This window comes from Pedobacter sp. 01T416_2 (assembly GCF_056398925.1).
In genome coordinates this window covers 1-15,408 of the sequence record NZ_JBFTQI010000038.1, presented here as the reverse complement: position 1 = coordinate 15,408, position 15,408 = coordinate 1, and the positions used below count along the sequence as shown (strand labels likewise).

At 37.9% G+C, this 15,408-nt stretch carries 8 protein-coding genes; all 8 read right to left on the bottom strand.

The genetic code is table 11. The annotated features are described in order from the left end of the window. The coding region (locus AC1DPQ_RS03295) for a glucoamylase family protein (RefSeq protein ID WP_477607919.1) at window positions 1–895 on the bottom strand (895 nt) is incomplete at its 3' end. Between the two features lie 15 nt (window positions 896–910). Continuing rightward, on the bottom strand, window positions 911–2,575 hold the full coding sequence (locus AC1DPQ_RS03290; RefSeq protein WP_477607917.1) for a glucoamylase family protein: 1,665 nt from the start codon (window positions 2,573–2,575) through the stop codon (window positions 911–913). 64 nt (window positions 2,576–2,639) lie between these two features. Further along, window positions 2,640–3,467: a LamG-like jellyroll fold domain-containing protein gene (locus AC1DPQ_RS03285; RefSeq protein WP_477580856.1), complete on the bottom strand. Its 828-nt coding sequence runs from the start codon at window positions 3,465–3,467 to the stop codon at window positions 2,640–2,642. 18 nt (window positions 3,468–3,485) lie between these two features. Next, a complete protein-coding gene (locus AC1DPQ_RS03280) occupies window positions 3,486–4,934 on the bottom strand; it encodes a RagB/SusD family nutrient uptake outer membrane protein (RefSeq protein WP_477607915.1) in 1,449 nt (482 codons plus the stop codon). Between the two features lie 48 nt (window positions 4,935–4,982). After that, window positions 4,983–7,997 carry a SusC/RagA family TonB-linked outer membrane protein gene (locus tag AC1DPQ_RS03275; RefSeq protein WP_477607913.1) on the bottom strand — a complete coding sequence of 1,005 codons (3,015 nt, stop codon included), beginning with the start codon at window positions 7,995–7,997 and terminating at the stop codon, window positions 4,983–4,985. 365 nt (window positions 7,998–8,362) lie between these two features. Beyond that, window positions 8,363–11,245 carry a triple tyrosine motif-containing protein gene (locus tag AC1DPQ_RS03270; RefSeq protein WP_477580850.1) on the bottom strand — a complete coding sequence of 961 codons (2,883 nt, stop codon included), beginning with the start codon at window positions 11,243–11,245 and terminating at the stop codon, window positions 8,363–8,365. A gap of 360 nt (window positions 11,246–11,605) precedes the next feature. Next, a complete protein-coding gene (trhO, locus tag AC1DPQ_RS03265) occupies window positions 11,606–12,541 on the bottom strand; it encodes an oxygen-dependent tRNA uridine(34) hydroxylase TrhO (protein WP_477580848.1) in 936 nt (311 codons plus the stop codon). 181 nt (window positions 12,542–12,722) lie between these two features. Continuing rightward, window positions 12,723–15,170 (bottom strand): DUF5686 and carboxypeptidase regulatory-like domain-containing protein, encoded by a 2,448-nt coding sequence (locus AC1DPQ_RS03260; protein WP_477607911.1) that lies wholly within the window; start codon window positions 15,168–15,170, stop codon window positions 12,723–12,725. Window positions 15,171–15,408 lie beyond the last annotated feature (238 nt).

Sequence of the window (15,408 nt, the reverse complement as noted above, 5' to 3'; positions counted from 1 at the left end):
CTTTTAATCCTTTCGGATTTAAACCTAAATAGGAGTAATGTGCCCAAAATAATGGTCCTACTGAATTTTTCTGACCTTGATAATCAAGTGTAAAAGGATGTCCGTAAAATTTGAAACTAGTTTTAATCTGCCCGTTTCTTGCCCAACCTTCGTGATACACCTCTGCAGGGATACCATGCGTGGGGGATGAGGCGGCCATTACATACATAATCAAACATTCATTATAACCTTTAACCGGAAAGTTCATTTCCCATTTATACGCTGGCGACCAATGCCAGTACAATACATTTTGGCCATTGCGGTACCAGTTAAAATCGATTCCTTTCCAAAGTTCATCAGCTTTTTTCGCTAATGCCTTTTCACCATCCGTTCCATTTTTATAATATTCGTTAATACAGATTAAGGCCTGTGCAACAAAAGAAGTTTCTACAAGATCGCCTCCATTATCTTTTTGCCCAAAAGGACGTACTTTGGCAGTTTCTCCATTTATCCAATGCGACCATGCACCATGAAAACGATCGGCTTTGGATAGAAAATCCAATATTTTGTTTAATCTGTCTAATCCTTCTTTTTTTGTTACATAACCTCTATCAATACCGCTTAAAATGGCCATCAAGCCAAAGCCAGTTGCACCGGTTGCCACTGTATTCTTATCATTTTCCGGGTACACATTATCCACATGAAAGCGTTCTCTACCAGCACCTGATGTTGGTTCAGCCCCATCCCAAAAATATTGGAAAGTCTGTTTTTGCACAAGATCCAGTAATTCAATGTCGGTAAGGTTTTTTTTGATCTTCAGATCAGGATTGTATGCCTGTTTTTCACGCTGTGCACATGATGATAGCGTAAAAAGGGTAAATGATAATAAAAGGAAGTTTCGGAATATAAATTTCATTGCTGCTGTATAATGTTAAAGATTGGGACTGCTAAAACCAAGATTTTTCATGCCTGTTTTAACTTCGGGAGCAGACATAAATAAGTTCCAGATTAATTTGGTTCTATAATTTTCGATCATCACTACTATTGGTCCCTGATCTATGGCCAAAGTAGAAGAAGCAAACCATTGATCTTTTAGCGAGAAAGCATCGTAAAAACCATAATCTCCCCAGGTTTTGTTGCCCAGTTTATAATAAAAATATTTTAGCGCCTGCATCGATTCGGTTGGCGTATACGGAAAAGATGATAAGGCTGCGGTAGGGGCAATTACACCAATATCATTGTTCGGCGCACTTGCAGTATATCCGTTAGGAATATCACTTGCCGTTAAACCCCAGCAATTTTCGCCATAACCATAGTTTCCGAGCGGATTAGCTTTGCAATAATTATAATTAATCTGCGTGTGTGCTTTAGCCTGTGTTTCGTAATTTGCGTAAGCATCGCTTAACCCTGTTGGATTGATGCCCAAGAAAGAATAGTGTGCAAAAAATAATGGGCCACCATTGGCTGTGCSTAAAGGAAGTTGAACACCATAATAGGTATTCCCATTTTTCATTGCTCCATTTTGTGCCCAACCAGTATCATAAACAGTTTTAGGGATCGAATAAGTAGGAGAGGCTGCTGCCATTACATAAGTGATCAGGCACTCGCTCCAGCCTTTAATGGGCAGGTTCATGTCCCAGTTATAATTAGGGCTCCAATGCCAGTAAAGTGTATTACTGTTATCTTTTCTGTACCATGTCCATTCTACGCTGTTATAAATGGTATTAATATCAGCTCGTAACGCAGTTTCTGCTGCATCAGTTCCATTAAAATATTGACGGGCGGTAATTAAGCCTGCCATTAAAAATGAAGTCTCAACGAGATCGCCACCATTATCTTTGGTACTGAACGGAATTACTTTTCCGGTATTGCCATCCAGCCAATGTGGATAGGCGCCATGAAAACGATCGGCAGTTTTTAAAAAGGATACCATCTTTTGGATCCTCGTCAATCCATCGGCCCTGCTGATGAAATTTCTGCTGATACCAGTAACCAAGGCCATGATTCCAAAACCCGATCCACCAGAAGTTACGGTATTACCAGATGTATTTCTTTCCCTTGCAAGGCCACTGGTTGGGTGTGCAAAATCCCAGAAATATTTAAAAGTCTGCTTTTGAACTAAAGTTAAAAGGTCGTCGTCGCTGATGCGGGCAAATTTATCTGCATCATCAACAGCAGTGATCAGGTTTACAGCAACCGCCGATTGAAGTTTGCCACCGGTTTTTGATGATAAATTGTTATTAACGTTTAAGATATATTTAGTAATGGGCTGCAATGCAGTAGCAGTAATTACAACCGTATTATCGTTGTTCTCTAATTTGGAAGTGAATGCTGCCGGATTTCCAGAGGCATCGGTAAGGGTAACGTTGCCACTTATAGAAGTAGAATTGATTGGTGATGAGAATGTTATTTTGATAATTGGGTTATTGTTTAAGCCATAATAGGTAAAGCCACTGTAAGCATCGTTTACCTTTAAATCGCTAAAAGCGAAAGATGATGGTGTAACAGGCGGATCAACCGGTGCTGGTGTATCGCCTTTTTTGCACCCAAAAAAAACAGCCGATAAGATGAAAATATAAAAATATTTTTTTTTCATAGTGTGGTAGTTGAAAGGGCCCCCAATCGGTGGCCCTTTTAATTTGGTCTATCAGGGAGGAAAACTATTTTCCTCTTCCTTCTAGTTTAGATAATGAACCAATTTCAACATCGGTTAGTGCCTTGTTAAAAATTTTAACTTCATCTAATTGACCTACTAAATAACTCGCCCAATCTTGTTTGCCAGTTGAGTTTGTTAAACTAGGTGTTGTTTGAAATTGCACGGTGCCAAAAACCATTTTAGAGGCATCTTGAAAGGTTAGTTGACCCAAGTTTGCTACAACTTTTTCTCCGATTTTAGAGCCATTAAAATATACCTTATAGGTTGAAGTGGTAGCATCATATGAATAGGCTATTTGATTCCATTTATTCCAAGGATCAACAATCTTTAAAAAATTGTCTCCGCCATTGTTAACCACACCTGTATAAGAACGGGCAACCAATCTGCCAGTTGAAGCATCCCCGTTATTTTCCATAAACAGCGTTAGATTTCCCCAAAAATCGGATGATTTTGCAACATCAACTAATCCTACAATCCCTTTATCATTAAGGGGCATATTAAACCAGCAGGTAAGCGTAAAACTTTTTAAATTTTGTACTGCCGCTGGCGTGTTGGAAGTTACGTAGCCATTTAATGCGCCTTGTAACGATCTCCCTTTAATACCGGTACTGAAACTGGTACCAGTATTGGTGCCTGCTGTATTCGATACACTATCAATTAAACTGCCATCAAATGCCCAATAAGCTATTAGGCTTGAAGGAGCAATCTGTTTTGAACTCGTGTAGCCATTAATGTTTAAGGCTGGTGCATAAGTTGTTGGATCAAAGTCTTTTTGGCATGATGATAACACCAAGGTTACAGCTGTCAATAATAAAAAATATTTTGTTTTCATTTTCGTAAAAATTAGCGATTAGTAACCTGGGTTTTGAGTTAAAGTTCCTGCACTTTTATCAATCTCATTTGCGGGTATTGCCCAAACTTCGTTTTTGCCTGCTTTCCAGCCTTTAGGGCCAAATATAGCCGCTCCACGACCTTGGCGAATTACATCGAAATACCGGTCTGACTCCATAGCTAATTCTACTTGTCTTTCTTTCCAAATCGCCTGGCGCAAAGCCTCTTTATCAGAAGTGGTTACATCTGGTAAAATACCAGCAATCCCTCCGCGTGCACGCGCACGTACCCTGTTCAATGATGTTTTAGCTAAAGTGGGATTTCCTTGCTCGTTTGCAGCTTCTGCATTCATTAGCAATACATCCGAAAATCTTATTACCCTAACATTTTGTTGCGAGCCTTCTGTATAACCGCTTACAATTAAACTAAATGGTACATATGATTTTTGATTATACATTGGATTATCTCCAGTCGGACTAATAGCATCACCTTGTGGAGTAGTTTCTCCTCTAAAAATTATTGTTGCATCTTTACGGGGATCACCAGTTTCGTAAGCTGCTACTAGAGCAGGAGTAGGTACATTAAAACCCCAACCTGCAACACTACCCCGTACACCTTGTACCTGGCTATATTGAGAGTTAGAAGCATCTTTATTATTCAATAAAAGTTCGCATTGTATCTCAAAAACTGATTCGATATTATTTTCGTGGTTAGTTCTAAAGCCTTCTTGATAATTAGGATATAAATCGTAACCCAATGTAATTACAGTATTTGTAAAAGATAGTACCTGATCCCATTTTTGCTGATACATAGCAACTTTTGCATGTAAGGCAAGCGCAGCGCCTTTGGTTGCTCTGCCTAAATCAGCTGCTGGATAGGTTTGAGGCAAAACTGCTGTTGCATCATCCAGATCTTTCTCGATAGCGGCCCATACTTGTGCTTTAGGCGTTCTCGGAATATTAAACTCAGCCGGTGTTTTGGGTACGTTTAAACGCAAAGGTACATCGCCAAAAGCGCGAACCAATCTAAAATAAGAATATGCTCTAATAAATTTTGCCTCGGCTAAATAACGGGCTTTTAAGCTTGCATCCATATTGATCCCTGGAACGTTATCAAGCACTTGGTTACAAAGATTTATATTTTGATACTGTGCTTCCCAGAAACCTCCCATTTGCCCTTCTGTTGATGTTACTGTAAAATTATCATAGGCATTTAAATAGTCAGAATCATTTGCCGCACTACCTTTTTCTGCTTCATCAGAACCCATACTTTCGAGCGCTAATGCCGGAAAAGCGGTATTTCCCCAAGTTCTGAGCTGTGCATACATCGAATTAACCGCTTTTGCAGCATCGCTAGCATCTTTCCAGAAAACTACTGCAGGTTGCTGTGCTTGTGGATCAACATCTAAAAAACTTTTCTTACAAGCAGGTATTATTAAAAGTGAGGAGCAGATTACTACTATCCCCATCTTTTGTATATATGTGTTTTTATAATTTATTTTCATCGCTATTTGATATTAAAAAGTAACATTAACACCTAATCTGTAAACTGCAGATAGTGGATACACACTCGCATCGATACCTGCATTTGTTGGCGTACCACCGATTTCTGGGGTAAAACCTTTATATCCAAATAAGGTCACAGGGTTTTGCGCATCAACAAAAACTCTTACTTTTTTCATTGTCCACTTATTCATTAAAGTTGACGGTAAAGAATAACCTAATTGGATATTTCTTATACGGATATATGATCCATCTTCAACATAGAAAGAGTTTGGAGCGGAATTAAAGGTTGAGCCAACTGCTGCAGAAGGATAGGTGTTTGAAGTGCCTGCTCCATGCCATCTGTTATCATAAAAATCTTTACTAAAATTTTCGTTTCCAAAACGCGAGCCAATATTGGCATTGTAAACATCTACCCCGGCAACACCTTGTATATCAACGGTTAAATCGAAGTTTTTGTAGCCAAATGTAGTGCTTAAACCATAATTATATTTAGGATTAGGATTACCTAATACAATTCTATCTTTACCATCAATTACACCATCATTGTTTTGATCAATGTATTTAAAGTCGCCAGGTTTTGCTGTTTTTTGGGCAGATGCAGCAACCTCTGCAGGAGTTTGAAATATCCCATCTACTTTATAGCCATAAAATTCTCCAATTGCACCACCTTGTATAGTGCGTGTTGCTAAGCCTCCATTAGAAAGCCCTGCGCCACCTGCATAAATAGGGTTTAGGCCCGTAACAACTGATAAAACTTTGTTGTTATTTAACCCAACGTTACCGCTAATAGAGTATGAAAAGCCACTTTTAGTTTGATCTCTCCAAGTAGCCAAAAACTCAAAACCACGATTTTGTAAATCAGCCTGGTTGCCAATTTGCTTACCAGAAGAGGTACCAATAGAAGATAAAATAGGGATTTCGAAAATTGCTTGCTCTGTTTTTTTATTGTAAAAGCCAGTTTCTACATTTAATCTGTTATTTAAGAAACTTGCTTCAAGGCCAATGTCAGTACCAGTAGTACGCTCCCAATTTAAGAACGATGGCACTAATGAACTAACGTTTGCGCCAGTGTAAGCAACGCCGTTAAATACCACAACATAAGCGCCATCTTGTTTTACTACAAGCGTTGTTGGGTTTACAGGAACACCAGCATTACCCACTTTTCCCCATGATCCTTTTAGTTTTAAGCTATTGAAGATTTTCTGATCTTTCATAAAATCCTCATTGGAAATTACCCAACCAGCACCTACTGATGGGAAATAACCCCACAGATCTCCTCCACCATAAAATTGCGATGCTGCATCAGCACGTATCGTTGCATTTAAAAGATAACGGTCTTTGAATGAGTAATTTGCTCTACCAAAATAAGAAGAATAGGTTGTTAAGCTACCACCATCAATTACTGATCTATCTGCAGCATTACCAAGTGCTAAATATAGATCGCCCTCGCTTGAGTAAGGAACATTAAGCGCTGATGAATTAATATAGTAATTTTTTCTTCTCTGGGCAGTTTGACCTGCTAAAACTGTTAGGTTATGATCACCGAAAGTATTTTTATAAGTTAAGGTGTTTTCTAAGATCCAGTTTCTATCCTCGGTTCTTTTAATTTCTAATAAGCTTTTGTCGTTTCTTTGCCCCTGTGTAGCCTGATAAACCGGAGTGTACCCACGAACTTCAGCCTGACCAAAATCTCCGCCTATACTTGTTTTAAAAGTAAAGTGCTTAGCWAAATTTAACTCAGCATAAAAATTACCATTGTAACGGTAATTTTTAGATTTTTGATTAAAAAAATCTAAGGTTACCTGAGGATTAAAATTATTTCCTCCACCTAAACTAAAATCATTCGCATCACCATAGGTGCCATCAGCATAATAAACCGGAACTACTGGACCGGCTGCATATAACTGACGGAAAATAGAGCCGTTAACATCATCAGAGTTTGATGCTGTTGCTGAAATGGTATAACCAATTTTTAAAGGCTTTAATACCTGAATATCGTTAGAAAATTTAGCTGTATAACGCTTGTAGTTTTGTGTTTTAACAATTCCATCTTCTCCGGTATAACCTAAAGAAAAGTTATAAGTGCTCTTTTCACTACCACCGTTAATAGATACTTGATGATTGGTTTGTAACGCGTTTCTGAATGCCTGGTTATACCAATTGGTACCCTCGCCAAAGCTTGATGGGTTTGCGAAAAGGTTCGGAGCGCCATTAATTGCAGATAACTCATTTATTATCGTAGCATACTCTGTTGCGTTAGCCATAGCCAATTGATTGGTAACTACTCGATAGCCAACAGATCCGTTATAATTTATTACGGGATCACCTGATTTACCTTTTTTGGTCGTTATTAATACAACGCCGTTTGCCGCACGGATACCATAAATAGATTGAGACGAGGCATCTTTCAGGATACTTAAGTTTTCAATGTCGCTTGGATTAAGGAAACTGATCTCATCATACCAAACGCCATCTACTACATACAATACACCCGTATTGCCATAAATAGAACCAGTACCGCGAATGGTAATTTTTGGAGAAGAACCTGGTGCACCATTGTTGGTAATGCTAACCCCTGCAACTTTTCCCTGTAACGCACTTACCGCGTTGGTAGAGGCCTGCTTTGCAATGTCTTCACCTTTAACGGTAGCTACTGATCCTGTAACATCAATTTTTCGCTGTGTACCATAACCCACAACCACAACTTGCTCTAGTTGTTGTGTTGATGAAGCTAATGATACATTTAAAGTAGCTTGATTGTTTACAGCTTGCTCAAGTGCTGTATAGCCTACAAAGTTAAATACTAATGTGGCATTGGCCGGCGCGCTAATGGAGTAGTTGCCGTTCACATCTGTTTGCGTACCATTTTGTGTGCCCTTGATTAAGATAGTTACGCCTGGTAACGGAGTTTTATCACCCCCATCAACTACTTTACCTTTTACGGTAATGTTTTGCGCTAATGCTACGTTAATTGTTAGCAAACAAAATGCAGCGAGAACAGAGATTCTTGTAAAGATTCTTTTCATGCTTTATTATAAATTTAGTTTAATTGTTAGTTAAATGTGAGGTTGTTTTTGCTGATGTGCAAGTGTTTTTACCTCTACATTAATACATCATCTGATACTGTGGGGTATCTCAATCAAATAAACCAAATGCCATTTTAGCCTAAAAATGCAGTTTTTTAGATTTTAACATCACATTAATAAATACACAAGTGTACAAATAACACTAAGTGTTTTGTGGGGCCGGAAAGCTCGCTATGAGAGGTAATGATGTAGTGCCGATTGAGTGAGATAACATGAAAAAGCCTCAAAAATCGTTTTTTGTGCAAACGTTCCCGAGACTGGTTCGAGCAATTTTTGACCGCTCTAATTTGATTCTAGCTGCAAGATTAAAGTTCCATTAAAAACTCTGTCAGGTTTTTATCGTGCGGTACTTCGAGCTTTTTGCGTAAGCGATATCTTCTGATTTCTACACCCCTTAAACTAATGTTCAACAGTGATGACATCTCTTTGCTACTCATGTTCATCCTGAGGTAGGCGCAGAGTTTCAAATCATTCGGAACAAGATCGGGATGCTGTGCCTTTAATTTTTTAAAGAAACTTTCGTGTGCCTCATTAAAACTATTCTCAAATAAATGCCAATCACGCTCGTCATTCATACCATCATTAATTACTTTCTGGATTTTGCGTGTTTGATCATCTGAGAGTTTTTTCCCGTTCTCATCCTTTAATTTGGTGATCTCATCACTCAGCTTTTGGAGCAGTTCATTTTTATAAACAAGGGTCATGGCTGAGTTGGCCAGTTCTCTATTTTTCGAGGCGAGTTCTGCCTGTAATTTTTCTGTTTGCAGCTTGATGATCTGCTTTTCGTTGATCTCTGTTTCCTGTTTCAGGATCTCTTCTTGCTCGGCCTGTAAGCGGTCGCTGATTTTTTGGCTATCCCGCTGTAGTTTTCTTTCGTAAATTTTCTTACCCAGAATCAACACCACCACAAATAAAACAACATAACACAAAATGGCCCAATTATTTAGATACCATGGACGCAAAATAGTAAATGAATAAACGGTTTCCCTGCTTACTGAAGTATCATCGATTTTTGCCCTAACTTTAAAAATATAGTTGCCAGCACTTAAATTGGTAAAATCTTTTTGTGTGGCATAACTCCAATCAGACCAGGCCTTAGAATATCCTTCTAAATAAAACTGATATTTAACCTTAGCCTGTCTGTAATAGGGCAATGCATAAGAAATGCGGATATTGTTACGGCTGTTTTGGATCTCTGTTGCTTCCTCACCGTTTCCAGCTTCACTGATGAGCGAAAATTTATCGGTAATATCTTCTACACGCCTGATCAGTACGGCAGGCAATTTTTGTTTCTGCAAACTCAGTTGAGCCGTAGGATTGTAGATTACGAACCCATCATCAACGCTGATCAGGTAAATGGAATTACTGATTCGGCTGATATTCTCATAATATTGCACCATCCGGCCATCTAAAATACTGAATTGATTCGAATCTATTTCTACTTTACCAGGTTCGCTAAAGTTAACCAGTGCTGTTTTGCCGTGATTAATAAACCAATATTTTTTGCCACCGGCGCTAATAATTTTATTGGAGGATTCGAAAGAACCGAGTTCTTTATTAAGTGCTTCGTACTTTGTAAACTTATTGCTCAATTCATCGTAAGTATAAAAACCTGCATCAGAAGAAAAGACAATCTTGTTTTCTAAGTTAAATATATTAATGTTGTAATTTCCGGGCAGACCGTTCCTTTCATCAAAATATTTGGTGCTGGTTACACTCGTGTAGTTAGGGCTTAAGCTTAATTTATACAGCCCCTTATAAGCATGCGCTACCCAAATATCCCCCTTATTATCCTGTTCTACATATCTGGATGGGGCATCAAATCCGGCAATTTTAGTAACAAACTTTAATCCTGATGCAGGATATTCTGTGAAAAGCGAAAGACCGGTATAAGTACCCTGAATAAGGTAATTCGGATTTGAGTTTAACTTTTTAATTGTCCAGCCACCAGATGATCTCGATAACCAATCGATTTTATCGCCGTTTACTTTAAATGTGCCGCTATTGTGTCCACAGATCAACTCATTATCAATAATGGTGAGTTCCCATACCTGCCCTTGCGAATTAGAGATTAACCGAAAATTAAATGGCAGTAGGTTATCTGGCGACCACTCGCTATAAAATAAACCCTGATTGGTGCCAAGATAAATTTTATTATTAAAGATAATGCTGGAGTAAACAGTACCAAACTGACCTGTTTTATCAAAATAAAAATATAAGGGAGAGTTAAGTTCTATGCGGTCGATCCCATTGTCAAGACCTGTCCAAAGATTTTGTTCATTATCGGCGTATAAGCTTAAAACAGTATTGTTCTGTAAACCGCTCGATTTATTGATCCGCTGCACAACTCTTCCATTTTCGTCAATAATGATCAGGCCATTAAGGATAGTGCCGTAAGCAAAATATTTACCCAATAAACTTACTCCATTGTTAAGTTGGTAGGTTTTAAGATAGCTATTTGCTGATGTGTTTAGCGGCGTAAAATCTTTTCCGTCATAGGTAAATAATCCGTTTTTACTGGTGCCGATAATGAGGCCGGTGGTTTTGTAAGGAAGGATAGAAAGAATTCCTTCTTTGCCAAGTTTTTCACTATTTGGGATGTGGACCAATTTGTTGCCAATGAGCTCGAACAAACCTTTTTCCAGTACTTCAATTAAGTACCTTTTGTTCACCTTATGAAGAAACAGAAAGGATGATGGCGATTTTACAACCTCGATTTTGTTGTTTTTATAGAGAAATATTTTCGAAAAGGATTGAAAGATTACCCTATCCTGATCTACATATATTTTCCAGACTTCATCATTGATTTTTATTCCTTTTGGCAAAAGATTGGTAAGTGAGCTATAGGTTAACTTGTTGCTTTTAATCGACCAAAAGCCAAATTCACCAAAGCTACCGGTATAAATTCTTCCTTTATCATCTGTTGCGACCGATCTAACAATTTGCCTGTTGGGCATCTGATATTTCTGCCAGTAGCGGCCATCGAAAGTTAAAAGTCCTTCAGCATTGCCAAAGTACATCACACCATTTTTATCTTTTGCTATACTCCAGTTCTGGTTTCCTGAAGAATAAACCGATTTTGGATAATTTTCTATATATGGAACGCCTATGCTTTTAATTTCTGATGCATGGGCATTTATTGCGAAGCAGGATAATAATAATAATAGGAGCCGGAAATGGTTTAGCATAAAATGGTTAATAGGTAAAGCCATTAATACACAAAGTAAATGAAAAATTGTTTAATAAGGGCGATAGATGGTTGATGGTTTAAGGAATCAAGCGCGAAAAAACATCATAACCTCGATTTATTAAAAATTATTCACAAGTGATTAATTTTTAGCCTTTGCTGAACGCGATCGTCATGCTGAATTTATTTCAGCATCTTTCCTGCAAGATAGATCCTGAAATGAATTCAGGGTGACGACACTATTATTATCACGGTTTCAAGAGGTTGTCAAACTTGTAATAACCTCTTGCCATTCTGTTCATCTATTGAAATGTAAAATTCTCTTGAGAAGAGTGCTATGTTTCTAGTAACTTTAAATTCGTTACGCCTTCACTGCTACCGGCTGCGGAACCTTTACATAATAGCCTGTACCATCGTAAGGGCGCTTGCGTGGATTGGTAGTGCACTCCGCTGAGCAACAGCCCTGAAGCTGATCACCGCATTCATCGCATTGGGTAATGTGCTCATTACATTCCGGATTGGCGCAGTTAATCATTTTAGGGGTAGTTTTACCACAGTTATAACAAACTGAAACAATGGTAGGGTTTACCGCATTTACATCAACAGCAATGCGGTTGTCGAAAACATAACACTTACCTTCAAAATCCTTTCCACCCGCTTCTTTTCCATATTTAATAATGCCACCATGTAATTGGTAAACATCGTTAAAGCCATGGTGTAAAAGCAAAGCAGAAGCTTTTTCGCATTTAATACCTCCGGTACAATAGGTTAATATTTTCTTGTCTTTATATTGGGCAAGTTGATTAATCTGTTCAGGGAAATCGCGGAAATTCTCGATATCGAGTGTTAATGCATTTTTAAATTTACCAAGATTGTGCTCGTAATTGGAGCGGACATCCAGGATAATTACATCCTCATCATCTTTCATTTTCATGAAATCTACAGGCTCTAAATGTTTGCCTGTTTTTTCATTCGGATTAATGATCGAGGTATCTCTTAAACCAGAATGAACAATTTCGGATTTATAACGGCAGTGCATTTTCAGGAACGAGGGCTCCTCAACATCATCTATTTTAAACTCTGTTTTTGCAAACCTTTCATCGGCATGTACTGCTTTCATGTAAGCGTCGCAAGCCTCAACCGTACCAGAAACAGTGCCGTTTAAACCTTCATCAGCAACGATAATACGGCCAACTAAACCTAATGATTTACAAAATTTAAGGTGATCGGCAGCAAATTGTTCTGCCTCTGCTATGTAACTATAGCAATAGTAAAGTAATGTCTGATATTTTTCCATAACGCTGTTGATACCGTTGCAAACGGCGTTTAAAGCGGGGCAAAGATAATAAAAAAAGGTAGAAGGTAGAAGGTAAGGTGGAAGGTTTTTAACTCCTGATTTCAGAATCTTCCCTTTTTAGGAAAACAGCCAAAATTGGCTGAGTATACCTTACGCCTTATACCCTACGCCTTAAACCTTATTATAAGGTGTAAGCTATTCTAAATCCTTGTGTTAATTTGCGGGCACCGTCGTAAGCAAAGCCATAACTGGCCCTTAATACCAGGCGTTGGAAGCCGAAATAAAATTCTTTATAATTTCTTTTTTCTGGAGAAGACAAATAGCCACCCCCAATAAACTCTTCCAATTTAGCTTTACGCAGTAACGGCACTTTATTTGTGAAAAAGCCTGCAAAGTTATGCTCTAAATGCGCTTCGAAGTATTGCTGATTGGTACTAAACTGATAAAAATCTAAATATTGAAACTTTCTTATATTAGGAGGGAAGATGGTAGAAATGTTACCTGAAAAATGTTTGAAATCAGGATAGTACATCTTTGCATTATTAAGAAACTTTCCTGCCCCAACCAAAAATGAACTATAGCCCAATAACCCTAGGCTAATTCTATCCTGATAAACTTCTGCTTTTACAAAATCGTAATCAACATCGCTATTTAAAACGTTGTTAAATCCTTTTTTATATAATACCGTAATTCTAGGAAAGTGAGATTCGGTATAAAACTTGCCATCTGGACGGGTAATGTATTTCTGGCCGATAGTGTAGGTTAAACTTACAGTTGCACTTAGGGAATTGTACGTAGGAAAAAGTGGCGTTTCTACAGTTGGACTAAAAGGATTGTTCGACGTAAATTCCCTATCCTTGGCATCGATAAACTTAAATGTAGAGTTATTGATTAAATTTTTGTTCCTGCTATAATCTACACTCGCACTTCCCTGTAATCCTGTTGCCAGTTCTCTGGTTGTATTAATGTTAATGAAGCTTTTCTCGTAAAATTTCGAGAAGTTTTTTTCGTAAAGCAATGAGTTAATGGTATTGCCTAATGCAGTCATTGAGCCCAGATTGTTTAGGTCAAAAATGCCATTTCCGAACGATGCACCTACACTGGCCCTTTTAAGTGGATTGTAATAGTAACTTCCGGTTAAACTTCCGGTAAGTTTTTTGTTGGCAAAACCATACCTCAGTTCAGGCCGGATAGAATAAGATCTTCTATTCTCGAAATCCTTTCTGTACGTAACCCCATATTTTACTGCAAAACCTTCTACAGTGTTGTAAAATATGGCTTTAAGTACCGGATCGAAAGACCAGTATTCCTTATCATAGCGATCGTTAACACTATGTCCTCTTAACAGCAATTTGCCGATGCCAAACTTATTGTTGTCTTTTTCTAGTGAATCGAGATACTTTTTCGATTCCTTTAATTTAGCAATACTATCTTTTTTAACGTAATTGAGCTTCTCATCACCTGTTAAAGGAATCGGCCTATTGTTTGTCCAGTAGGTAGAGTCTTTTTTGTTCACCATTTCAGTTATTTTCAATATTTCGCCATTGAAAAAGTTTTTAGGAAACTTAGGGTCAACATTGTAATTGCTATAAATACCAACAAAATAGCCTGCAATTTTAAAGCCTAACACATTACCCGCAAATTGAAAATTGATCGCGGTAGGCATATAAACCTCCTTAACCTTGGTAAATTGTTGGCTGATGTTTAAGGTATCGATAAAGTTGATGCCTGATTTTTTAGTTAAATAAACATCGGTATTGTAAATTCTCCAGCTGCCATCAATAATGTATATAATTCCCCTAAACACAGGATCATTTTCACGACGGGGGATGACCTCTATTTTGTGGATCAGTTCTCCATTCTCTTTGGTTTCGCCAAGCAACTTGTATTTATAGTAAAACAGGGCATTGTCTGCAATTGGCGAAATGAAGCCCCTGGTGCTTAATTTGTTTTCGAGCAGGTAATTATCATAGAAATTAATGATGAGATCAGATGCTTTATTAAAACTGAAAGCATTGTTTCTTCCGGCAACTTTTGATGAAATCATTTCTTCGTGCACATCATTAGGCCTTCTAAAATTAAACTTACTCTGCGATTCTGATAAATAAATGATGCCTTTTCGATTGGTATCAAGTTCTAAAACTTTTTGGATATCCTGACCGAAAAACTTTTTAGGAGCACCCCTTAAACGTTGTACACCTTTAATGTAAACATTACAACTAAACTCCTTAACTTCATTTAGGTGTGTTTTTCTCTGTTTAATGGTTTTGCGGATAATGGCATAAGCCGGATCCTCGGCATTTGCCCTGATGTTTACATTTTCTAAAGTATAACTTTCGGATGTTAGGGTTACGTTGAGCGAAATATCATCGGTAAGGTTGATGATATGTTCCTGCTGTTTGTAGCCCACAGCCCTAAAATTTAGTGTGTATTCTCCCGTTTTTAGCTTCATCGAATATCTCCCATCAACATTTGCAGATGTGCCGGTAGTGGTGTTTTTTAAATAAACCGAGGCAAAAGGAACAGGCTGCCCGTTGGTATCTTTAACTATACCCGTGATCGTAAATTGTTGAGCAAAAACAAAATTGGTGAGGCCACAAAAAAATAGGAGCGCGCAAATTCTTATCATAAATTAGATTAGTAAGCTATAAATATCGAATAACTTTTAAGACTATACATATAGGGGGGTGTGAAAGTTTGTTAAGATTGAAAAAATAATAACAGCTGATTACTATAACAAGTCGTTTTCATTCATTTAAAAGCTATTCTAATCGGTATCCCTTAGAAATAATTTTGAATTCACTTCCCGTGGATGAAGTTTTAATCACATAACAGGATAAATCGGTATCAATTAATCCACGCCATTT